17 protein-coding genes are annotated in these 22,292 nt (G+C 42.0%); 9 read left to right on the top strand and 8 right to left on the bottom strand.

Going from position 1 to position 22,292, the window contains the following annotated elements; genetic code table 11:
• Window positions 1-17 precede the first annotated feature (17 nt).
• Genes DPG01_RS12140 through DPG01_RS12115 form a run of 6 tightly spaced genes read left to right on the top strand, consistent with a single transcriptional unit; the run spans window position 18 to window position 6,699 of the window.
• Complete coding sequence (locus DPG01_RS12140; protein WP_110975268.1) at window positions 18-1,619, top strand: carboxyl transferase domain-containing protein; 1,602 nt, start codon at window positions 18-20, stop codon at window positions 1,617-1,619.
• A 10-nt stretch (window positions 1,620-1,629) separates the two neighbouring features.
• On the top strand, window positions 1,630-2,424 hold the full coding sequence (locus tag DPG01_RS12135) for an enoyl-CoA hydratase/isomerase family protein (RefSeq protein ID WP_110975267.1): 795 nt from the start codon (window positions 1,630-1,632) through the stop codon (window positions 2,422-2,424).
• 20 nt (window positions 2,425-2,444) lie between these two features.
• Complete coding sequence (locus DPG01_RS12130; protein WP_110975266.1) at window positions 2,445-4,436, top strand: acetyl/propionyl/methylcrotonyl-CoA carboxylase subunit alpha; 1,992 nt, start codon at window positions 2,445-2,447, stop codon at window positions 4,434-4,436.
• On the top strand, window positions 4,433-5,335 hold the full coding sequence (locus DPG01_RS12125; protein ID WP_110975265.1) for a hydroxymethylglutaryl-CoA lyase: 903 nt from the start codon (window positions 4,433-4,435) through the stop codon (window positions 5,333-5,335). The genes DPG01_RS12130 and DPG01_RS12125 overlap by 4 nt, the downstream gene beginning before the upstream one ends.
• 26 nt (window positions 5,336-5,361) lie before the next feature.
• Window positions 5,362-6,066: a CoA transferase subunit A gene (locus DPG01_RS12120; RefSeq protein ID WP_086207838.1), complete on the top strand. Its 705-nt coding sequence runs from the start codon at window positions 5,362-5,364 to the stop codon at window positions 6,064-6,066.
• A 3-nt stretch (window positions 6,067-6,069) separates the two neighbouring features.
• Window positions 6,070-6,699 (top strand): CoA transferase subunit B, encoded by a 630-nt coding sequence (locus DPG01_RS12115; RefSeq protein ID WP_010327116.1) that lies wholly within the window; start codon window positions 6,070-6,072, stop codon window positions 6,697-6,699.
• A 214-nt stretch (window positions 6,700-6,913) separates the two neighbouring features.
• Here DPG01_RS12115 and DPG01_RS12110 read toward each other — a convergent pair whose 3' ends face one another.
• From DPG01_RS12110 to DPG01_RS12090, 5 genes are all read right to left on the bottom strand, one after another.
• Window positions 6,914-7,936, bottom strand: coding sequence for a DUF1311 domain-containing protein (locus tag DPG01_RS12110; protein WP_171264400.1), 1,023 nt, complete (start codon window positions 7,934-7,936; stop codon window positions 6,914-6,916).
• Between the two features lie 112 nt (window positions 7,937-8,048).
• On the bottom strand, window positions 8,049-9,506 hold the full coding sequence (locus tag DPG01_RS12105) for an OmpA family protein (protein ID WP_110975264.1): 1,458 nt from the start codon (window positions 9,504-9,506) through the stop codon (window positions 8,049-8,051).
• Between the two features lie 168 nt (window positions 9,507-9,674).
• Complete coding sequence (locus DPG01_RS12100; protein ID WP_110975263.1) at window positions 9,675-10,910, bottom strand: dihydroorotase; 1,236 nt, start codon at window positions 10,908-10,910, stop codon at window positions 9,675-9,677.
• 11 nt (window positions 10,911-10,921) lie between these two features.
• Entirely contained in the window at window positions 10,922-11,938 is a 1,017-nt protein-coding gene (locus tag DPG01_RS12095) for an aspartate carbamoyltransferase catalytic subunit (RefSeq protein ID WP_086207842.1), read from the bottom strand.
• A 287-nt stretch (window positions 11,939-12,225) separates the two neighbouring features.
• Window positions 12,226-12,579: a hypothetical protein gene (locus tag DPG01_RS12090; protein ID WP_110975262.1), complete on the bottom strand. Its 354-nt coding sequence runs from the start codon at window positions 12,577-12,579 to the stop codon at window positions 12,226-12,228.
• A 230-nt stretch (window positions 12,580-12,809) separates the two neighbouring features.
• Between DPG01_RS12090 and rlmKL the strand changes: the two genes are divergently transcribed.
• Window positions 12,810-15,014, top strand: coding sequence for a bifunctional 23S rRNA (guanine(2069)-N(7))-methyltransferase RlmK/23S rRNA (guanine(2445)-N(2))-methyltransferase RlmL (gene rlmKL / locus DPG01_RS12085; RefSeq protein ID WP_110975261.1), 2,205 nt, complete (start codon window positions 12,810-12,812; stop codon window positions 15,012-15,014).
• Between the two features lie 121 nt (window positions 15,015-15,135).
• On the opposite strand, the gene DPG01_RS12080 is transcribed toward rlmKL, so the two are convergent.
• From DPG01_RS12080 to DPG01_RS12070, 3 genes are all read right to left on the bottom strand, one after another.
• Entirely contained in the window at window positions 15,136-16,422 is a 1,287-nt protein-coding gene (locus DPG01_RS12080; RefSeq protein ID WP_110975260.1) for a DUF945 family protein, read from the bottom strand.
• Window positions 16,423-16,659: 237 nt separating this feature from the next.
• On the bottom strand, window positions 16,660-19,239 hold the full coding sequence (gene clpB / locus DPG01_RS12075) for an ATP-dependent chaperone ClpB (protein ID WP_110975259.1): 2,580 nt from the start codon (window positions 19,237-19,239) through the stop codon (window positions 16,660-16,662).
• 391 nt (window positions 19,240-19,630) lie between these two features.
• The gene (locus DPG01_RS12070; protein WP_110975258.1) at window positions 19,631-20,053 is read right to left on the bottom strand and encodes an OsmC family protein; all 423 of its coding nucleotides are present in this window, start codon (window positions 20,051-20,053) and stop codon (window positions 19,631-19,633) included.
• Window positions 20,054-20,200: 147 nt separating this feature from the next.
• On the opposite strand from DPG01_RS12070, the gene crp reads away from it, so the two are divergent.
• Complete coding sequence (crp, locus tag DPG01_RS12065) at window positions 20,201-20,908, top strand: cAMP-activated global transcriptional regulator CRP (protein ID WP_086207848.1); 708 nt, start codon at window positions 20,201-20,203, stop codon at window positions 20,906-20,908.
• Window positions 20,909-21,091: 183 nt separating this feature from the next.
• Window positions 21,092-22,141 (top strand): NADP(H)-dependent aldo-keto reductase, encoded by a 1,050-nt coding sequence (locus DPG01_RS12060; protein ID WP_110975257.1) that lies wholly within the window; start codon window positions 21,092-21,094, stop codon window positions 22,139-22,141.
• The last annotated feature ends 151 nt before the right edge of the window (window positions 22,142-22,292 follow it).

The following is a 22,292-nucleotide window of genomic DNA, read 5'->3' as shown; positions in this document are numbered from 1 at the left end:
TGACAAGGATGTTCGTGATGAATCAATTACATAGCAAGATCAATATTCGAAGTGAAGACTTCAAAACCAACCAAACCGCGATGCAAAGCTTGGTCGATGACTTAAAGCAAAAAGCAGAACAAATTGCTTTAGGCGGCGGTGAAGCGGCGCGACAAAAACATTTGGCACGCGGAAAACTATTAGCACGTGATCGTATTGATCAGTTAATTGATGCAGGCACGGCATTCCTTGAAATTGGTCAGTTGGCAGCACAAAACGTCTATGCAGACGATGTGCCTGCGGCTGGTGTCGTTGCTGGTGTAGGTCAGGTCAATGGTGTGACCTGCATGATCGTCGCCAACGATGCGACAGTAAAAGGCGGCACGTACTACCCACTGACTGTGAAAAAACACTTACGTGCTCAAGAAATTGCAGAGCAAAACCATCTGCCCTGTATTTATTTGGTTGACTCAGGTGGTGCCTATTTACCGATGCAGGACGAGGTGTTCCCTGACCGTGATCACTTTGGCCGTATTTTCTACAATCAAGCACGCATGTCGAGCATGGGAATTGCCCAAATTGCGGTGGTCATGGGCAGTTGTACGGCTGGGGGGGCATACGTACCTGCCATGTCTGATGAAACCATTATTGTGCGTAACCAAGGGACAATTTTCTTAGGTGGTCCACCACTGGTGAAAGCGGCAACAGGTGAAGTGGTCAGCAGTGAAGACTTAGGCGGTGGTGATGTGCACACTCGCCTGTCCGGTGTGGCCGATCATTTGGCGGAAAACGATGAACATGCAATTATCATTGCCCGCAACATCGTGGCGAACCTGAATAAAACGCCACATACGCGTGCAACAGAGATTGAAGAACCGTTATTTGATGCAACAGAACTATATGGCGTTGTGCCAAGTGATGCACGCAAACCATTCGATATTCGTGAAGTAATTGCGCGTATTGTCGATGGTTCACGTTTTGATGAATTCAAAGCCCGCTTTGGCACCACCTTAGTCACTGGTTTTGCTAAACTTTATGGCATGCCCGTTGGCATTATTGCCAACAACGGTATTTTATTTTCAGAGTCTGCACAAAAAGGGGCTCACTTTATTGAACTCTGTACGCAGCGCAATATTCCCCTACTGTTCCTCCAAAACATCACTGGCTTTATGGTCGGTCGCCAATACGAAAATGAAGGTATTGCAAAAAATGGCGCCAAACTGGTCATGGCTGTTGCAACTGCGAACGTACCGAAACTCACTCTTGTGATTGGTGGTTCATTTGGTGCAGGCAACTACGGTATGTGTGGTCGTGCATATTCACCACGTTTCATGTGGACATGGCCGAACTCGCGTATTTCGGTCATGGGTGGTGAACAAGCGGCAAGTGTATTGTCGACCCTAAAGCGAGATCAAATTGAAAAACGTGGCGAGTCTTGGTCTGCGGCAGAAGAAGATGATTTTAAACAACCTTTTCGCGATCAGTTTGAACGTCAAGGCCATCCATATTATGCATCGGCGCGTTTGTGGGATGACGGTGTGATTGATCCTGCACAAAGCCGTCAGGTGCTCGGTTTAAGTTTAGCCGCAGCCCTAAATGCACCCATTCAACCGACCAAATTCGGCGTGTTCCGCATGTAGGAGATAAGCGATGAGCTTTCAATATTTACAACTCGAACAACGCGACCAAGTGGCAACGGTATGGATTAATCGTGCAGAAATGCATAATGCTTTCAATACTCAAGTGATTGAAGAACTACACCGCTGCTTTAGCGAACTCAATACGCGTGATGATGTCCGTGTCGTGATTTTAGCTGGACGTGGCAAAAGCTTTTCGGCGGGTGCAGACCTGAACTGGATGAAAGAAGCAGGACAAGCCTCACAGGCTGAAAATGAAGCCGATGCATTAAAACTGGCGAAAATGCTACAAAGTTTAGCGACATTAAAACAACCGACCATCGCCCGCGTACAAGGCATTGCTTTTGGTGGTGGCATGGGACTGGCTTCTGCCTGTGATATTTGTGTCGCAAGCAGTGATGCTAAGTTTGCAACCTCTGAAGTGCGCTTAGGTTTAGCCCCTTCAACCATTAGCCCTTATGTGATTCGTGCGATTGGCGCACGTCAGGCTTCACGCTACTTTTTAACCGCAGAACGTATTTCTGCGGAACAAGCCCTACAGATTGGTCTGGCGCATGTGGTGGCCGATGCTGAACAGTTGGATGAAAAAGTCGCAGAAATGGTCGATGCCTTACTTTTGGGTGGGCCAGAAGCACAAACAGCTTCAAAACAACTTATCCAAATGGTCGATCAACACGTGTTAACCGAAGCATTGTTGTTGCAAACCGCACAACATATTGCCCATGTACGCCAAGGATCAGAGGCGAAAAATGGCTTAAATGCTTTTTTAAATAAACACAGTCCAGTCTGGATCAAGACGACGGCATAACAACAAGAAAGGATATTGATATGTTTAATAAAATCTTAATTGCAAACCGTGGTGAAATTGCTTGTCGTGTGATCCGAACTGCAAAAAAAATGGGCATTGCCACCGTTGCAGTCTATTCAGATGCTGACGCTCAGGCACAGCACGTGCAACAAGCGGACGAAGCCATTTATATCGGCGAATCTCCTGCTGCACAAAGCTACCTACAAATTGAACGTATTATCCAAGCTGCCTTAGACACAGGCGCAGAAGCAATCCATCCGGGTTATGGTTTCTTATCTGAAAATGACCAATTTGCCAATGCCTGCCAAAAAAACAACATTGTCTTTATTGGCCCACCTGTAGATGCCATTTTAGCCATGGGCCTGAAAGCCACTTCTAAATCTTTAATGGAAAAAGCAGGCGTACCGCTGACACCGGGTTACCATGGCACCAACCAAGACCCAGATTTTTTAAAACAACAAGCCGATGCCATTGGCTACCCTGTGCTGATTAAAGCCAGTGCTGGCGGTGGTGGTAAAGGCATGCGTTTGGTTGATCGCGGCGAAGACTTTTTAAGCCATTTGGCTTCATGTAAAAGTGAGGCACGTTCAAGCTTTGGTAATGACGATGTTTTAGTTGAACGCTATGTGGTACAACCGCGCCATATTGAAGTGCAAGTGTTTGGTGATACGCATGGTAACTATGTGCATCTATTTGAACGCGACTGTTCAGTGCAACGTCGCCACCAAAAAGTATTAGAAGAAGCACCTGCACCCAAAATGGCAGAACCAAAACTCAAAGCCATGCGCCAAGCCGCTATTGATGCAGCACGTGCAGTAGATTATGTCGGTGCAGGTACAGTTGAGTTTATTGTGGAACAAGACGGCACGGCCTATTTCATGGAAATGAATACCCGTCTGCAAGTTGAGCATCCTGTAACAGAGATGATTACAGGGCAAGATTTGGTGGAATGGCAACTACGTGTAGCTTTTGGTGAACCACTGCCTAAACAACAACACGAACTTAGTATTCATGGTCATGCATTAGAAGCGCGTGTCTATGCTGAAGAACCTGAAAAAGGTTTCTTACCTGCGATTGGTAAAATTCACTACCTGCACTACCCTCAGCAAAATGAGCATGTCCGCGTAGACAGTGGCATTGTTGAAGGGGATGAAATAACGACCTTTTACGACCCAATGATTGCCAAATTGATTGTGTGGGCGAAGAATCGTGAAGCAGCACTCACGCAAATGCACCATGCTCTCAGTCAGTTTCATGTCGATGGCTTGGGCAATAACATTGCATTCTTAGACCGCTTGGTCCGTTCAGAATCGTTTAAAACCGCCAACCTAGACACCAACTTAATTCAACGTGAAGAAGCGTTTTTACTACAACACAATGAAACAGCCTCTTCAGAGCTTATTATCACGGCGGCATTGATTGAACTCTTGTCCCGCTTTGCCAGCAATCAAACAGCTGCAAATCCTGTATGGCAAGCCGAGTCTCTATGGCGTTTAAATATTAATGCCAGCTATGCCATTAAACTGGCACTGAACGATGAAGAACATAAAGTCTATTTCAGCCCAACGGCAAAAGGCTTTACCGCAAAATACAATGGAAATAGCATTTTCATTCAAGGTGAATTGTTAGAGACACATTTAGCTAAAATTGAATGTGCAAAAAGCAAAAAGACCTATGCTTATAGTTCAAGTCCGCAGGGCCTAACCCTATATGCAGATGGTCAAAGCTATAAATTTGCACATATTCAGCCTAACTTTAATACCGAAGATGATACTTCTGATGCCAATAACTTAAAAGCACCAATGCCGGGTGTGATTACGCAAGTCTTAGTACAAAACAACAGTACAGTGAAAAAAGATGAGGTTCTCCTCACGCTTGAAGCGATGAAAATTGAATATTCAATTCGTGCTCCACATGACGGCATTGTCTCTGCGGCTTACTTCCAAGTCGGTGATCAGGTCAAAGCGGGCGATGAATTGGTTGAGTTTTCAAGCTTGGAAGGTGCCGCATGAGTGAATTTGTCAGAATTGTTGAAGTCGGCCCACGAGATGGTTTGCAAAATGAAAAGACACCACTCACTTTGGATGACCGTCGTAAACTGATTTTAGATTTAATGCAGACAGGACTCAGTGCCATTGAAGTGGGCTCTTGTGTCTCTGCAAAGTGGGTTCCACAAATGGCACAGAGTGATGAACTCTTTGCCAGCTTACCTAAAGATCCGAATATCAGTTTTAGTTTATTGACCCCAAACTTAAAAGGGTTTGAGTCTGCATTGGCTGTCGGCTGTCAGGAGGTTGCTGTTTTTACCGCAGCCTCCGAAAGTTTTACCCAAAAGAACATCAATTGCTCCATTGATGAAAGCTTTGAAAAATTTGCAGACATCATGACTGCGGCGAAAGCTCATCACATCAAAGTGCGTGGCTATGTGTCTTGTATTGTGGACTGCCCCTATGAAGGCGCAATTGCACCGAGCAAAGTTGCACACGTCAGTCAACGTTTGCTGGACATGGGCTGCTATGAAGTGTCCTTAGGTGAAACGATTGGTACGGCGACACCAGACCGCGTAAAAAAAGTCTGGCAGGCATGTTTAGCTGAAATGGATGCTGCGAGTTTAGCAGGACATTTTCATAATACTTATGGCATGGCGATTGCCAATATTTACCAGTCTTTAGAACAAGGCATTCGTGTATTTGATTCGTCCATTGCAGGTTTAGGTGGCTGCCCTTATGCCAAAGGCGCATCGGGCAATGTTTCCACAGAAGACCTTTACTACCTACTCTCCAACATGGGTTATGACACAGGGGTTGATCTTGATGCACTGATGATTGCCAGCCAAAACATCAGCCAAGTACTACAACGTACCAATCCATCTAATTATGCCAATGCCTACTGGCAAAAGCGCTGTGCCTAAGCCATTCAATTGATAACGAGAACACTATGGTCAATAAAGTTTATTCAAGTGCAAAGGATGCACTGCAAGATGTGGTTCAAGATGGTCAAACCCTAGCGGTTGGTGGCTTTGGCTTATGCGGTATTCCAGAAAGTCTGATTGCGGCCTTAAAACAAACGGGCGTGAAAAACCTTACCTGTATTTCAAACAATGCAGGCGTCGATGGTTTCGGCTTAGGTCTCTTATTAGAAAGCAAACAAATCAAAAAAATGATTGCTTCTTATGTGGGTGAAAACAAAGAATTTGAACGTCAGTTCTTAAGTGGTGAGCTTGAAGTGGAGCTCACCCCTCAAGGCACACTGGCAGAAAAACTCCGTGCTGGAGGTGCAGGTATCCCCGCCTTCTTTACCGCAACAGGTGTCGGCACACTCATTGCCGAAGGCAAAGAAGAGCGAGCGTTTAATGGTAAACCTTATATTCTAGAAAACTCGCTCACCGCTGACATTGCACTGGTCAAGGCGTACAAGGCCGATACTGCAGGTAACTTAATTTTCCGTAAAACCGCACAAAACTTTAACCCAGTATGTGCCATGGCTGGAAAAGTCTGCATTGTCGAAGTTGAGGAAATTGTTGAAATTGGCGCTTTAGACCCTGACCAGATTCACCTACCGGGTATTTATGTCAATCGCATTGTGCTAAATGCAAACCCTGAAAAACGTATCGAACAACTCACATTAAAAGAGGAGGCTTAACCCATGGCTTGGTCTCGTAATGAAATGGCACAACGTGCAGCGCTTGAGCTGGAAGATGGTTTTTATGTCAATTTAGGCATTGGCTTACCCACACTGGTAGCCAACTATATTCCTGAAAACGTCAACGTCTGGTTGCAGTCTGAAAATGGGTTATTGGGTATTGGCGAGTTTCCAACAGCCGAAACGGTCGATGCCGATTTAATCAATGCTGGAAAACAAACGGTTACGGCACGTCAGGGCGCTGCATTTTTCTCTAGTGCAGATTCTTTTGCCATGATCCGTGGAGGTCATGTCAATATTGCCATTTTAGGGGCCATGGAAGTCTCACAAAATGGCGATTTGGCTAATTGGATGATTCCAGGCAAAAAAGTCAAAGGCATGGGCGGCGCAATGGATTTGGTTGCTGGAGTGCAAAAAGTGGTGGTGCTCATGGAACACTCTGCAAAAGATGGTACACCGAAAATTGTCGAGCAGTGTAGCCTGCCCCTGACAGGTAAAAATGTCGTACATCGCGTAATTACTGACCTCGGTGTCATGGACATTACTCAGGAAGGTGTGAAATTAGTTGAACTGGCGAAAGATGTCAGTTTTGAAGACATTCAAAAAGTGACAGGTGTTCCCCTCATCCGCTAATTCAACACCATTTAATACCAATAGAAAAATAATCCAATGCCTTTAAAGCAACGATCCTGTTTTTAAAGGTATGGTTCCCATACATGAATAAATGCCTGCTATTCTTTAAACTAAACCAAAGATAAAACTTAATCCAAATAAGAAAAGGACGAATTCTCTTCGTCCTTTTCTCATTCTACAAATACTCAAAAAGTGTACTTATAGTGTAGGCTACTTAATTAAACACATTATTTAAATACACAACACGCTCGGTCGTTTTTTGGTTAAAGCACTTGGTATATTGCAATTGTTGATCTTGGGCACGTAACGCATCATCCCAATATTGTGACTGCTTTTGATAGGTTTCTTTTTCACTATCCGCCATTTGGTAGACACTTTTCTGAGAAATCACTTTACAGTCTACATCACGTTTTTCAAACCACTCGGTTTGGTCTTGTTGTAGCTGCTGTTTTTGTTCCTCAGTCAAGTTATCCCAAGTTTGATTCAGGCGTTCCACCACTTTAACTTGGTCTGCATCCAGTTCTTTTTTACGGATATTCATGGCTTTTTGAGCCAGTTCCATCTGCGCAACTTCTTGCTCGTTATACTGCTTCATATTCGCTTGGATTTCTGCATTTTCTTTTTCATAGGCTGCAAACTGCACTGCATTTTGTGTTACGAGAACCACACCATCAATCACACCATTTTGATTAGGTACGTTGAGGCTAATGCCCTCTTTATCTGTTTTTATGATGTTATAGCTAAATGCGCCTTGTAGCTGATCATTGTCCAAACGGAGTGAGTATTCACCATCTTCTAGGACATCGCGTAGAGTACTTTGATAACCATCTTCACACTCTTCACATGGACGCGCTAAAAATGCATTTTCAGCACGTTTCTGTAAACCTTTCGGGAAAATCACCACCAACTGGCTTTCACAGTCCAACTGCTTTGCTGTTTCTGGTTTTTCTGTGATTGTTGAAATGCCTTTAATTTCAAAACGAATGCCTTTATTAATTTGCGCTAATAGTTTTTCATCTGCCTCATATTCACGACTATCACGTAAACGGCGGTCTAAGGCTTTTAAATATTCCGTTTTTAAATGTGCTTGAATTTGTTCGACATTGGCAGGGGCTGTACAACTCCAATCCGACATATCTTGCGTCTCAGCAGCTGTTTCTGTTTTGTTCTCTGAACGATTGCAAGCACTCAAAAATAAGCTGCTCAAGATTAAGCTGGCAAAAATTGTTTTCTTCATCATTGTTATAAACCATAAGGTCGTTGTTTTCGCTGCGTATTTAACCAAAAAATAAAGCTTTACGCGAGTATATAAATAAAATAACCCTGCCTAAGCAGGGTTTAAATACCTTTTAATTAACCTTTTCAACACCACTTTCGCCTATTTCACGTACGACACCAGTGTCTGTATTTAAAACTTCAAACTCAATGCGGCGGTTTTTAAACTTACCTTCAGTGGTTTGATTATCTGCAATTGGCTTTTCTTGCCCATAACCGATCGCTCGAAGCTGTGCAGGATCGACACCTTTAAAAATTAAATAATCCACAACAGCTTGCGCACGGTTTTGCGACAAAGTTTTATTGATACTCGCATCTCCTGTTGCATCAGTATGTCCTATCACGGTCAGTTTGGCTTGAGGTGCTTTTTGCATCAGAGCCGCTGCCTGATCTAAAATCGACTTATTGGCATCGGGAACTGTAGATGAAGCCGTGTCAAAGTTGATAATTTGCAAATTTAATGCAGTCGCAACATCTAATGCTCGAACTTGCGCTGGGTTAATTTCAGCTAATGCACGTTCAGCATCACTAATACTGGTATCAATTGCACGATTCACATCTAGTGGTTGCTGTGTTGTAAGCTTCATATCCCTTAATAAAGGTTTAATTTGATCTACTATTTTAGCGGCATTGGCTGGATCGTTGGCTTGAATTGAGAGCTGATCACCCAACCAAGTAAGGTTAACATTTGGCACACCTTTTAGGGTACGCAAAACACTGGGGATCACGTCTTGATCAATAAACGCGGTATGATAAATGTTCTGTGTATCAACCCCACATCCAATGCTGTTGTTAAAAGTTTGCTTCACTTCCTTTTGCAAAATTTCAACATAGCTGGCATTCCCCGATAAAATTTGGCAAGTCACCAGATCCCCTGTCGCCCCAGTTGTGATTTGAAATTTTGCAGGTTGGCTGGCGCTCACGTTATTGGCAGGTGTTATTTCTGAATCTGTTTTATCTGTACAGGTTCTAAAAATAAACGCGAACAACGCAGCTAAAATAATCAAAGCAAAGACTGGCAGTAAAAAAGAGCGTTTTTCTTCTGATTTAGAGCTATATACACTTGTAGGTGAGACATGTGTAGCCTGCCCCTGTAAAGGATTTACCCCTAATCCAGACAGTAATGCTCTTGCCCACTCAGGCAGTGCATTGTTAATAGAAGCAGCATTCACCTGTAGCAAATGTAAAATCGCTTCGGGTTCAGAAGAACCTGCCTCTGTCGCTAAAAATGCCAAGGCAGGTGTAATCGAACGGCTCAAGGTACTTTCAATTTCATCGGTAGGGGCACTCCCCCTCACTTGTTCGAGAAATTGTTGCTTCAACCCTATATGTGATGCAAAAGCATCATTTAAACGTGGGTTGAGCTGCTGTTGAAATGCAGAAATTAACTCAGATTTTGACTTCAATACAGACAGTAAAATAGGTAAAAAAGATTGAATTGCTTGATTTTTTTCAAGTAAATGTTGTGTATCCCCTTCTAAAACAATAGCAGAGACATTTTGTTCTAGTAAATCCATAAAATCGACATTCATGAAATCTTACCCCCCACTTTTTTCGCATTGTTTTCATTGTCATTTTTTAGTTTATCTGCTCATTTTTTGTACTTTGTAAAATATTGTATTTACATTACTTTTCGTCAAATCAATAAAAAAGCCAGCCTAAGCTGACTTTTTAGTCAATTTTGAAATATAGGCTGGAACTTAAGAAATAAAAGTTTTTATAACTTTACCTTTCACGACTTGATTGATTAAAGGTGTATTTTTCCCTTGCGACAAAATATTGTCTTTATTCACAATCCAATCTAACTCTGGGTCAACCAATACCCAGCCTGCTTCAACAGTCCAACGTTCAAGCATATTTGCTACTGTTGCTGGTGCAGTTGTGACTTTCTCAACCCATTCCAAAGGACTAAATAAACCTTCGCGTACCAATTGCACACCGAAAGCCACATAGGTATCAAAAGCGCTAATGCCAGGCTGTGTTTCAGCAAATGGTGCTAGCTTTGCAGAGCTGCTCAATGGTTCATGATGGGTACAAATTGCGTCGATCACGCCATTTTTCACACCTTGGCGAAGGAACTCTTTATCTGACTCAGCACGTAGTGGTGGACGAACATGCGCAAGTGAGTTGAAACCATCAATCAACTGATCTGTTAAGTGCAGTTGATGCATCGCCACATCACAGGTGACTGGCAAACCTTTATCTTTAGCAATTTTGATCAAATTCACAGAAGCACCTGTAGACAGCAAACCAAAGTGTGCACGAACACCCGTTGCTTCAATCATCAACAAATACTTGGCAATCGCAATGGTTTCAGCAATTGCAGGAATCATCGGTAAACCTTGACGGGATGCAACGAAACCCTCGTGCACACAACCATCTTTGGCAATTTGTGGTTCCTCTGCATAAAACACCACAGTCATGCCTAGGCCTGCTGCATACTCTAAAGTACGTAGTACAACATCATCATCTGCAAAAGGCGCATTGGCATTTGACACTGCCGTACAACCGCCCTTTTTCAAACCTGCCATATTTGCAGGTTGCTTGCCTTGCAAGCCTTGGGTTTGGGCACCAATCACTTCTAGATAAATACCGCCATCCAACATGGCTTTTTCCATCAGACCATGAATCAAAGCACCATTATCTTGCACAATTGGTTTGGAGTCTGGTGGTGTAAACACATGTAAAATACCATTTTCACGTGCAGCACGACCCTCTGACTTTAATGTCCCGTGCTGTTGCTGACCTGGTTCACGTAGGCGTACACATAAGTCCACCATAGTTGGCATCAACCATTTACCATGTCCATCCATAGTTTCTGTGATGTCAGCTGTTTCAGAAACCAACTTGCCATTTTCCACATATACTGTTTGAACCGTATCTGTTTGATGAATTGGGTCAAGGACACGTACATTTTCAATTTTTACAACAGTCATGACTTATTTCCTTACACCGCAATCGCGTCTAACAAACCTTGCTCTTGCAGTTGACCTTGCATTGCAAGCGCCAAAACTGCCATACGTACTGCAATCCCGTTGGTCACCTGATTTAAAATCACCGACTGTGGGCCATCGGCAATACTGGAATCAATCTCTACACCACGGTTCATAGGCCCCGGATGCATCACGATGCAATCAGGTTTTGCCATCGCAAGGCGTTCTTTGTTTAAACCGTACATTTTATAGAATTCAGCTTGAGATGACAGCGCAGGCGAATCAATACGTTCATTTTGAATACGTAGGGTAATAATCACATCGCAGTCTTTAATCCCTGCTTCCATGTTATTAAAGAGGCGTACACCTTCACCATATTCATCAAAACCATAGGGCAACAGTGTATTCGGTGCAATCACGCGAATGTCTTTACAGCCCAAAGTTTGTAATGCAGCAACATCTGAACGTGCCACGCGTGAATGTTTAATATCACCAATGATGGCAATTGAAATATCTTCAAACTTCTTTTTGGTTTCACGGCGAATGGTTAACATGTCCAACATGGCTTGTGTTGGATGTGCATGACGACCATCACCTGCATTAATAATTGCGACATGTGGACAAACAGTTTGGGCAATGAAATGTGCGGCACCTGACGATGAATGACGTACCACAAAAATATCTGCCGCCATCGCTTCTAAGTTCCACAAAGTGTCTCTAAGCGTCTCACCTTTGGAAGTACTCGAACGTGCGATATCAATATTTAATACATTTGCAGAAAGACGTTTTGCAGCAGCTTCAAAAGTGGTACGAGTACGGGTTGAGTTTTCAAAGAAGAGATTCATGACCGTTCGACCTTCTAAGAGGTTGTTCGTCATCAGCTGATTTTGGTCATTAAAAAAGGACTGCGCAGTGTCCAATATTTTTGTAAGAGTTTCTTTAGAAAGACCTTCGATGGTAAGGAAGTGTTTGAGATGACCATCTTGGTTGAGTTGAATCTGACTCGGAGTATGCAATGCTGCCAAGTGCATGAGAGATTCCTTCTACGTTAAGTTAACGCATTATACAGATTTTCTTTTTGATTTGGACCTCAGTTTAAAACAATTGCCTTAATTATCATCGGCTTCAAAACTAAGATTATGAAATTCTTATTTATTATTTCAATTAGTTAAATTAAACATTTTTTAGCATCTATTTTCTCAAAATTTTACTCAAATCCATTGAGGATCATCTAGCACATTGCACATTCTTTCACCGATACGTTTCGCATCGCTATAAAAAAGCCCTCTTTCGAGAGCTGATCAAATTTGAATGATTATTATCGTAAAGCACCAATATAGTGATGCGACACTTGAGCTCGGTAAATTTCTTCTTCGGTTGCTCCTGACTCATAGCGACTGTTATTCATGTTTTTTGGTTTCTCGATAGCTTCTGGTTCCTCATAGTTGAATAAGTCCATAACACTATCTAAACGGCTCACCAAACGAATCAATTCGGCATCCTCTGTGCTTAAAGCCAACTCCGCCATTTGACGCGCATAACTTGGATTTTCAACTAAATAAAGCACATCAATTACGCGCCCCGATACACGGCGCAGACGTGCGTAAAGTAAAGTTGCAATTGAAAAAGTATCAGCATGACTTACAACACCTCGGTCTAACTTGGTCGACATATTCTTCCCCTTTCAAATGAAAAATATTTACTGATGACTTATAAAAATCATTCAATAAATTAAACTTGCAAGGATTTAGCAAAATGCGTACCAAAAACGTTATTGTTCACATGGCAATTCATTTATTTTGCTATTTCCTAAAGCTAGAAGCACATTAAAAAAACCATTCAGAGGCAAAATACGTTAAACTTTAGCGAGTTTATTTTGTTTTATTTTGGTCTCTCAAATTTATGAATACCGCTTCACGTTTAAGCAGCTATTGGGTTACTTGTGCTGATGGGTTAGAAACCTTACTCCAAGAAGAATTAGAAGGTTTAGGTGTTCAAAACATTGAACGTTTCCCTGGGCGTTTAGTTTTCAAAGGCACTCTTGAGCATGCCTATCGCATTTGTATGTGGTCACGTCTTGCATCACGTGTACTCACGCCTATTCACGTCCACGAATTAGAACGTAGTCATGATGCACGTGATGTTGCTGAAGAGCTCTATGAAGGTGCAATCAATTTTGATTGGTCTCTGATTTTTGCACCACAAAGTACCTTTGCTGTACGTTTACATATTGAACGTGAAATTAAGGTCAACAGCCAGTTTGCAACGCTACGTGTAAAAGACGGTATCGTCGATTCGTTTATGGAAGCTATGGGTAAGCGCCCAAGTATTGACATTAAGCAACCTGAAATTACCATTTATGCACTCGCAGGCAAAACTGAACATACCTACTGTTTAGACTTATCTGGTGACTCACTGCATAAACGTGGCTACCGTCGTTATATGACCGATGCCCCAATTAAAGAGAACTTAGCGGCTGCGATTTTACAAAAAGCCAAGCTGCTGTCAAAAAGACCCGATATTTTCCTCGATCCAATGTGTGGTTCAGGGACATTCATTATTGAAGCGTTGATGATGCTGACAGACCGTGCACCCGGCTTAGTCCGTCGTTTCGGTTTCAATGGTTGGAATGGTCATAATCACGAACTATGGATGAGCATCAAAGCGGAAGCAGCTGATCGCCATCAAGCAGCTTTGGAGCAACCGCTCCCTAAGTTCTATGCTTTTGATGCTGACTGGGAAGCAGTAAAAGCCACCAAACAAAACATCATCGCTGCAGGATTTGAACGTCTACTCGACCACATTCAAATCGAAGAACGGACTTTGGCAGATTGGCCAAACTTCGAAGCAGAAGGAAAAACAGCCTTTATTGTGACCAACCCGCCTTATGGTGAGCGCTTAGGCGATAAGGCCTCTAACCGTGCTTTATATTTAGGCTTATCTGCTTTATTGCAAAAAAACTTCCCAAATCAAACTGCAGCAGTCATCGCCGCAGCCGTTGAGCAAGCCGATGTATTGGCGCTGAACGACCCGCAAACCATGCGCTTGATGAATGGTAAACTGCCAATTTATGTGCGTTCAGGTTGTGTTAAGCCTGTGGCAGTAGTTAAACCTTTCTTGGAAACGTGGCAGCCACAACAGTTTGAAGCAATTGAAGGCGCTGAAGACTTTGCTAACCGCTTGCAAAAGAACATGCAAACTTTAAAGAAATGGGCAGTGAAAGAGAACATTCACTGTTTGCGTTTATATGATGCTGATCTTCCTGACTTTAACGTCGCAGTCGATTTGTATGGTGATCGTCTCCACGTCCAAGAGTACGCACCACCGAAAAAAATTGATCCTGAAAAAGCCAAGAAACGTTTCAATCTTGCTTTACAGGCGATTCGTGCAGTAACAGGTTTAGGTCGTGATGCGATCTTTATCAAAACACGTGCTCGTCAAGAAGGTAAAAACCAGTACACCAAACAAAGTACAGCTTCGAAACGTTTTATCGTACAAGAAGGCAAAGCAAAAATCTTAGTCAACTTAACCGATTACCTAGATACTGGCTTGTTCTTAGACCACCGTCAAATCCGTCTACGTATTGCACAAGAAGCGCGTGGTAAGCACTTCTTGAACTTGTACAGTTATACCTCTACAGCCAGCTTACATGCAGCTTTAGGTGGTGCAGCAAGTACAACCAGCGTCGATCTGTCAAACACCTATTTGAGTTGGTCTAAAGAAAACTTCGTCTTGAATGGCTTAACGGTCGATCATGCCGATGAACAACACCAGTTCTTTGCCAGCGACTGTTTTGAGTGGTTGAAAGAAGGTCATGAACAGTATGATCTGATCTTTATTGACCCACCAACTTTCTCAAACTCAAAAAAGTTCTACGGTACCTTTGATGTACAACGTGACCATTTATCATTGCTTAAACGCGCCATGAACCGTTTAACCACAGATGGTACTTTGTACTTTTCAAACAACTACCGCGGCTTTGAAATGGACGAAGAAATTTTGGCGTTCTTTGATGTCGAAGAAATCACCAGTGAAACCATTGGGCCTGATTTCAAACGTAATCAAAAAATCCACCGGGCATGGAAAATCACCCATCCAAAAAATTAATGCATTAAAGATGAAACCTGATCTCATATTTCATCTTCATTAAATTTTACATGGACAATTTTCAAAGATAAAAAGGGACGAAATACGTCCCCTTTTATTTGCTACAGCAACATATTTTGCATTATTCAGTGAGAAAATTGGTTTGCCCATATTTGTATTCAACTGACATTTTCATAGTATTACCTTCGCGTTTCACCTGACCTGAACTTTGCATTGTCGAAAGCATGCTTTCAACTTCTTGATCAGACATCGTTATCCCGCCTTTTTGCAGATAATTATTCATGATGCGCGAGATCATATTTTTATCAAACTGAACATCTGCTTTATATTCCATTAAACTTGGCATCATTTTCACCATTCCCATCACAGTCGATTGGTGACTCGGCATAATACGCCCCGTCACATTCGCCTGAGCAACACCATCTCCGATAGCAAACTGGTTCTCTTTGGATTCGAAGCGGAAACCTTCATTGATCACGGCTAATAAAGCAGGCTCCATATCTTTTTCCACAGTCTCTTTGGCTAAGCAACTATTTTCACTTTTCGCCACAATATCAAACAGCGCCTGCATTTTTTGTCGATTCACATCGAGTACATTAAAATTAAACTGTAGGTTTTGAATTGCAGGTGCGGCGGGCATTTTCATTTCATCTAAGCGTAGCATCATCTCAGTGTTTAAAACACGATCCGTCAATTTGCTTTGCGTTTCTAGACTAAAATTTTTAATTTCAGCACTAATGGGTTTATTGATATCTCGATCTGACATTTTCAGCAGATCCATCTGGATTTTGCTTTCACCTGCTTCAAGATATTCGCCATTGAGCCCTTGGTTGGTTGCTAGCTTTAACCCCACCATTTGCATATGCATATTGGGCTCGGTAATCGTGAAATTTGGAATTTCAAGCTGTAAATCCAGTATCTTAAGCTGTTGTTCTATCGGCTTTGCTCGAAACCGCAACGTCATTGGATCTAATCTAGACTGGAGTTGAGCTTCATTGCGGGTAATCACTGGTGTAGTCAATACACTATTCATGGTGCCTAACCAATTGACTTTCGTATCAACTTTGAGTGGTTCCTTCAACAAAGATTGGAGTGCTCCTGATGCCTGAGTAATTTTAATATCCGACTGGATCGCATACCCATTCCAACTACGCTGAATATTATCCTGACCACTTAATTTAACCACGTCTTTGGGTTTACACGGATCTGGTACTAATTCGGCACTCCATTTCGCACTCCCTTTTAAAGCACCCATTTGGAATTGTTGATACTGCAAATTCAAATTATTCGATTGTTTAGTGCCCTGTTGATAATAATCCTTTAAGCTTTTATCTGCATAAAGATTACCACCAACTGCGACCACAGCCAGCGTCAATATGCCCCCAACACCCCACTTTAATTGACTCATTTTATCTATCTCAATTTATTTACTTTTTATTAAAATAAATTATAAAGACAATTTTTAAATAAAGATAATTATTTTGCAAATAAAGCACTTAGATGCCATATCCATCACATAAATGTGAAAACCTACGTCACATTTATGCTTAAAAATGTCACCTTCTAACACTTCTATCCTGCCATAAAAAACCCAGCCGAAGCTGGGTTTTTTAATCTCAACAAATAAAATTAATCATTTGAATGGTTAATTCATTTTTACTTTATCGAAGCTGAGTTGACCATCTTGCGCTGTGACAACAATATTGTCTCCAGCAACAAATTCACCAGACAATATTTTTTGCGCCAAACTATTCTCAACTTGCTGTTGGATGGCACGTTTCAGTGGACGCGCACCATATACAGGGTCAAAACCAGCATCAATCAACAAATCAAAAGCATGATCATCGACTGTTAAACGCATGTCCTTTTCAACCAAACGAGCACGTAAACGATCCAACTGGATATCTGCGATACCTCGAATTTGTGCTTTTTTGAGTGAATGGAACACCACCAACTCATCAATACGATTGATAAACTCTGGACGGAAATGTTGCGTCACGGCATTCATGACTACTGCTCGCACTTCTTCATCAGATGGATTATCGCCCAACTCGCGTACATCACTTGAACCAAGATTAGATGTCATCACAATTACAGTATTTTTAAAGTCAACCACACGACCTTGCGAATCTGTTAAGCGACCATCATCCAATACTTGGAGCAAGATGTTAAACACATCTGGATGTGCCTTTTCCACTTCATCAAATAACACCACACTATACGGTTTACGGCGCACAGCTTCGGTCAAGACACCACCTTCTTCATACCCCACATAACCTGGAGGCGCACCCACCAAACGGCTGACCGAGTGTTTTTCCATAAATTCAGACATGTCAATTCGAATCATGGCATCATCACTATCAAACAAGAAGTTTGCCAGTGCTTTAGTCAACTCTGTTTTACCAACACCCGTTGGACCCAAGAATAAGAACGAGCCGCTCGGTCGGTTCGGATCAGATAAGCCAGCACGCGAACGACGAACCGCATTGGATACTGCAACCACAGCCTCATTCTGCCCAACGACACGATTATGCAAGAACTCTTCCATATGGAGAAGTTTCTCACGTTCACCTTGCATCATTTTTGCCACAGGAATACCCGTTGCAGCACTAACAACTTCTGCAATTTCGTTGTCAGTAACTTTGTTACGTAGTAGTTTCGGCTCCTCTTTCTCCTCCACCACTTCTTCTTCATTGAGACGTTTTTCCAGCTCAGGAATCACACCATACTGAAGACGCGACATTTCACCCAAGTCATTTTCACGTTGCGCTTTTTGCAGCGCAATACGAGCCTGATCCAATTCAGCTTGAACTTGTTTGGTGCCTTCAACTAAAGTTTTCTCAGCTTTCCAAACTTCTTCCAAGTCATTGTATTCACGTTGAACTTCACTAATTTGCTTTTCAAGATGAGCGACTTCCGCACGGCTGCCAACATCTTCATCTTTTTTCACTGCTTCAAGTTGCAGTTTCAATTGAATTAAACGGCGTTCAAGTTTATCCAACGCTTCAGGCTTAGAATCTAGCTCCATTTTGATACGAGAAGCCGCTTCATCAATCAAATCAATCGCTTTATCTGGCAATTGACGGTCGGTGATATAACGATGTGACATTTTCGCTGCCGCAATGATGGCAGAGTCTAAAATTTTCACGCCATGATGTACTTCGTAGCGTTCTTTCAAGCCACGTAAAATCGCAATAGTGTCTTCTACACTCGGCTCATCGACCAAGACTTTTTGGAAGCGACGTTCTAATGCGGCATCTTTTTCAATGAATTGGCGATATTCGTCTAAGGTCGTCGCACCCACACAACGTAGCTCACCACGTGCGAGAGCAGGTTTTAGCATATTACCTGCATCCATCGCGCCCTCGCCCTTACCTGCGCCTACCAGTGTGTGTAATTCATCAATAAACAAAATGACTTCACCATCTTGTTTTGCTAAATCTTTCAATACTGCTTTTAAGCGCTCTTCAAACTCGCCGCGGTATTTAGCACCAGCAAGCAAAGACCCCAAGTCCAAAGATAAAACTCGTTTACCTTGTAAACTTTCAGGCACTTCACGGTTAATAATTCGCTGAGCTAAACCTTCTACAATTGCAGTTTTACCCACCCCAGGTTCACCAATCAAAACTGGGTTATTTTTAGTACGACGTGACAACACTTGGATGGTACGACGAATTTCATCATCACGCCCAATAACAGGATCTAATTTCCCTGCCAATGCACGCTCAGTTAAATCAATCGTGTACTTATTCAGAGAATCGCGTTGATCTTCATGATTGTTGCTCATGACTTTCTCATCACCTCGAATTTTTAAAATGACTTGGCGCAGGTGGTCTGGTTTAACACCCACACTATTTAATAAGGTTTTGGTTGCACCTACTTCAGCTAAAGCTTGTATTACCCAATCAGTAGATAAAAACTCATCACCTGCTTTTTGCGCAAAACTATCTGCCAAATTCAATGCTTTGACTGCATCTGCACTGAGGTTGACATCACCTGTCGGATTCGACAGGGTTGGCGCATCAGCAAGGGCTTGCTTTAATTTGGTTTGTAATTCAGGCAGATTAGCACCTGCTTGTTGCAACAAACTCAGATTTGAGGTTTCTTCCAACAAGGTTGATAAAATATGAATTCCCTCAATTGCGGTATGGTCTTTCCCCATTGCAAGTGATTGAGCATCTGAAAGAGCTTGCTGTAAGCGGTTTGTGAATTTTTCAAATCGCATTCTTGTTTTCCTCACAACAAATTTTGAACTTGATGGATATATGGGAACGATTACTCAGAATTCAATTCAAATTTAATTAACTTTTCTACATTTTATTTTATTTTTCATTAGTTTATCTTAACAATAAACAAATAGAACTTAATCATAATATGGGTTCCCCATGTACATTTTTCAAGCATAAGCTTGCATTTTTTGTCAAAGCGAAATGGCCGATAGATTTAAATGGGCTAAACCTAGAATCATTTGATCAATTATTAGACAAACAAACAACTCTTTTTTTCTATTTATCCATGTAACGAACTGTGTACCAGTTTACGGAATGAAAACAAAAGCGTGAAGCATGAAAAAGGCCGATCATCAGATCAGCCTCAAATGACTTAAAAGTCAGGGATTAATTTGCTTCAATAATCTCAAAATCATGGGTGATTTCTACGCCACCATCCATCAACATTTTGCTCGCAGAACAGTACTTTTCTGCCGATAATTCCACAGCTTTTGCGACTTGTTTTTCCTTCACTGCATGACCAGCAATCACGAAATGTAAGTGAATTTTTGTGAACACTGCGGGGATGCTATCTGCACGCTCTGCCTTGAGTTCACAGCGAACATCCGTTATTTCTTGACGTGATTTTTTAAGGATAGTCACGATGTCAAAAGAAGCACAACCTCCGAGTCCTGTCAGGATCAATTCCATTGGTCTTGGACCACGGTTTTCACCACCATATTCGGGTGAACCATCCATGATGACACTGTGACCACTTTGAGTTTTTGCTTCGAAAGCAACATTCTCTAACCAATGAACAGTTGTTTGCATTGCAACTACCTAAAAAAAGCTATAAATTGACGAAGTACCTGTACACTACCATAAATTGAGTTGATAAGGAATTTCAGCTCTGACTGTGTGACAAGTTCACTCTAGGTCTGTGCGATCTATAATTTATCCATTTTCGGAACCGTTAGCATGACTTCAAGCTTTTCACAATTAAGCACTGATGCGCTGTCTCCAGGTCAACTCCCAGAGTCAGTGAAAGCACTATTAAAACGCGCATATATTAATCGTTATCCAAAGCGCACAACGATCGTAGATGCTGGCTCAGAATCTAAATCGTTATATTTGATTTTAAAAGGTTCGGTCTCTATTATTTTGCGTGAAGACGATGAACGCGAAATTGTTGTTGCGTATTTAAATGCGGGTGACTTTTTTGGTGAAATGGGTCTATTCGAAGCAAATTCACAGCGTACTGCTGAAGTACGTACACGTGACGTTTGTGAAATTGCTGAAGTGACTTATGAAAACTTCCATGAATTGAGCAAACAATACCCAGACCTCAGCTATGCAGTTTTTGCACAGCTTGTGCGTCGTCTAAAAAACACCACGCGTAAAGTCACTGACCTTGCATTTATTGATGTTTCAGGTCGTATTGCACGTTGTCTTATTGACTTATCTGCTCAACCAGAAGCAATGATCTTACCTAATGGCCGTCAAATCCGTATTACGCGTCAAGAGATCGGTCGCATCGTTGGTTGCTCGCGAGAGATGGTTGGTCGTGTTTTAAAAACATTAGAAGACCAAGGGATGATTGAGACTGATGGTAAAGCTATCTTAATTTTTGATGCCTCTTTAGAAGAATCCAAAGCCCATGCTGAAGATTATGATGACGAAGAATAAAATTTATTCTTCGTAGCTGATACAGCCAAAAGCAGATCTTCGGATTTGCTTTTTTTATGCCTTCAATTCGTAACTGCTTTGACAAAATCTTGACAAACTTTGTAAAAATAGTGATTTAACCTACTGTAGATAATTGTTTAATCTTATTCGACCCCAAAGCACAGTCCATAAAGGAAATGTTGAATGCAATTTAAACCCTTAGCCAATACAGGCATTTTGGTTCCTGAAATTTGTCTCGGCACCATGACCTTTGGTGAACAAAATACGCAAGCTGAAGCCTTTGAGCAACTTGACTATGCTTTAGCACAAGGCATCAATTTTTGGGATACTGCAGAAATGTATCCAGTTCCACCCAAGCCTGAAACGCAAGGCGCAACGGAAGTCATTATTGGACAATGGATTGCGCAGCGTGGGGGACGTGACAAACTTTTTTTAGCTTCTAAAATTGCTGGCCCATCTCAAGGTGGCAGTCATATTCGTGACGGACAAACCCGTTTTAATGCCAACGACATTTCTTCTGCGCTAGATGGCAATCTAAAGCGTTTACAGACCGATTATATTGATTTGTACCAATTACACTGGCCACAACGTCCGACCAACTTTTTCGGCAAATTAGGCTATGAAAATGATGAAGCTCACAGCACCAAAACCGTAACATCTCTAGAAGAAACTTTACTTGCGCTCGAAGCTGAAATTCAAAAAGGTCGTATCCGTTATATTGGTTTGTCTAATGAAACGCCATGGGGAACCATGAAATTTTTACAGATTGCAGAGCAACTTGGTCTGTCTAAATTTGTAAGTGTGCAAAACCCTTATAACTTACTCAACCGCACTTACGAAATTGGGATGTCTGAAATTGCGAAATATGAAGGCATTGGTTTACTCGCCTACTCCCCACTCGCTTTTGGTTACCTCACGGGGAAATTCCGCAATGGTGCGCGCCCAGCGAATGCTCGAGTGACTCTTTTTAGTCGCTTTAGTCGTTATAGCAACCCTGAGAGTGAATGGGCAACGGAACAGTATGCTCAACTGGCTGAACAACATGGTTTAACACCTACACAACTGGCTTTAGCCTTTATTAAACAACAGTTCTTTGTGACCAGTACCATTATTGGCGCAACAAACTTAAACCAACTAAAAGAAAATATTCAAGCTTTTGAGATTGATTTATCAGAAGAGGTTTTACAAGGTATTCAAGCCATTCATCAGCAACAGCCAAACCCAGCACCCTAAGTCATACAAGCAAGCACTGCTTTGTTGTATGACTCAGACTATATCTGTACTGCTTCTATTGGGGTGAAATGTTTGAATCACTACTTCACCTGTCACAAATAATTTATGATTTTTAAAATCCTAAACTGATATTAAAAAAGGACGCTTTAGC

It is taken from the genome of Acinetobacter sp. WCHAc060042 (assembly GCF_003231195.1).
Taxonomy (GTDB): domain Bacteria; phylum Pseudomonadota; class Gammaproteobacteria; order Pseudomonadales; family Moraxellaceae; genus Acinetobacter.
Note: the sequence above shows the minus strand (reverse complement) of the source record. Positions and strands in the feature narration are given on the sequence as shown.

What these genes read in the sequence shown, in the direction of transcription:
- DPG01_RS12120 (WP_086207838.1), top strand. Translation starts at nt 5,362, where the DNA reads ATGGTCAATAAAGTTTATTCAAGTGCAAAGGATGCACTGCAAGATGTG.
- DPG01_RS12060 (WP_110975257.1), top strand. Translation starts at nt 21,092, where the DNA reads ATGCAATTTAAACCCTTAGCCAATACAGGCATTTTGGTTCCTGAAATT.
- DPG01_RS12100 (WP_110975263.1), bottom strand. Translation starts at nt 10,910, where the DNA reads ATGACTGTTGTAAAAATTGAAAATGTACGTGTCCTTGACCCAATTCAT.
- DPG01_RS12105 (WP_110975264.1), bottom strand. Translation starts at nt 9,506, where the DNA reads ATGAATGTCGATTTTATGGATTTACTAGAACAAAATGTCTCTGCTATT.
- DPG01_RS12135 (WP_110975267.1), top strand. Translation starts at nt 1,630, where the DNA reads ATGAGCTTTCAATATTTACAACTCGAACAACGCGACCAAGTGGCAACG.
- DPG01_RS12140 (WP_110975268.1), top strand. Translation starts at nt 18, where the DNA reads ATGAATCAATTACATAGCAAGATCAATATTCGAAGTGAAGACTTCAAA.
- DPG01_RS12130 (WP_110975266.1), top strand. Translation starts at nt 2,445, where the DNA reads ATGTTTAATAAAATCTTAATTGCAAACCGTGGTGAAATTGCTTGTCGT.
- crp (WP_086207848.1), top strand. Translation starts at nt 20,201, where the DNA reads ATGACTTCAAGCTTTTCACAATTAAGCACTGATGCGCTGTCTCCAGGT.
- DPG01_RS12125 (WP_110975265.1), top strand. Translation starts at nt 4,433, where the DNA reads ATGAGTGAATTTGTCAGAATTGTTGAAGTCGGCCCACGAGATGGTTTG.
- DPG01_RS12115 (WP_010327116.1), top strand. Translation starts at nt 6,070, where the DNA reads ATGGCTTGGTCTCGTAATGAAATGGCACAACGTGCAGCGCTTGAGCTG.
- DPG01_RS12095 (WP_086207842.1), bottom strand. Translation starts at nt 11,938, where the DNA reads ATGCACTTGGCAGCATTGCATACTCCGAGTCAGATTCAACTCAACCAA.
- DPG01_RS12080 (WP_110975260.1), bottom strand. Translation starts at nt 16,422, where the DNA reads ATGAGTCAATTAAAGTGGGGTGTTGGGGGCATATTGACGCTGGCTGTG.
- DPG01_RS12110 (WP_171264400.1), bottom strand. Translation starts at nt 7,936, where the DNA reads ATGAAGAAAACAATTTTTGCCAGCTTAATCTTGAGCAGCTTATTTTTG.
- clpB (WP_110975259.1), bottom strand. Translation starts at nt 19,239, where the DNA reads ATGCGATTTGAAAAATTCACAAACCGCTTACAGCAAGCTCTTTCAGAT.
- rlmKL (WP_110975261.1), top strand. Translation starts at nt 12,810, where the DNA reads ATGAATACCGCTTCACGTTTAAGCAGCTATTGGGTTACTTGTGCTGAT.
- DPG01_RS12070 (WP_110975258.1), bottom strand. Translation starts at nt 20,053, where the DNA reads ATGCAAACAACTGTTCATTGGTTAGAGAATGTTGCTTTCGAAGCAAAA.
- DPG01_RS12090 (WP_110975262.1), bottom strand. Translation starts at nt 12,579, where the DNA reads ATGTCGACCAAGTTAGACCGAGGTGTTGTAAGTCATGCTGATACTTTT.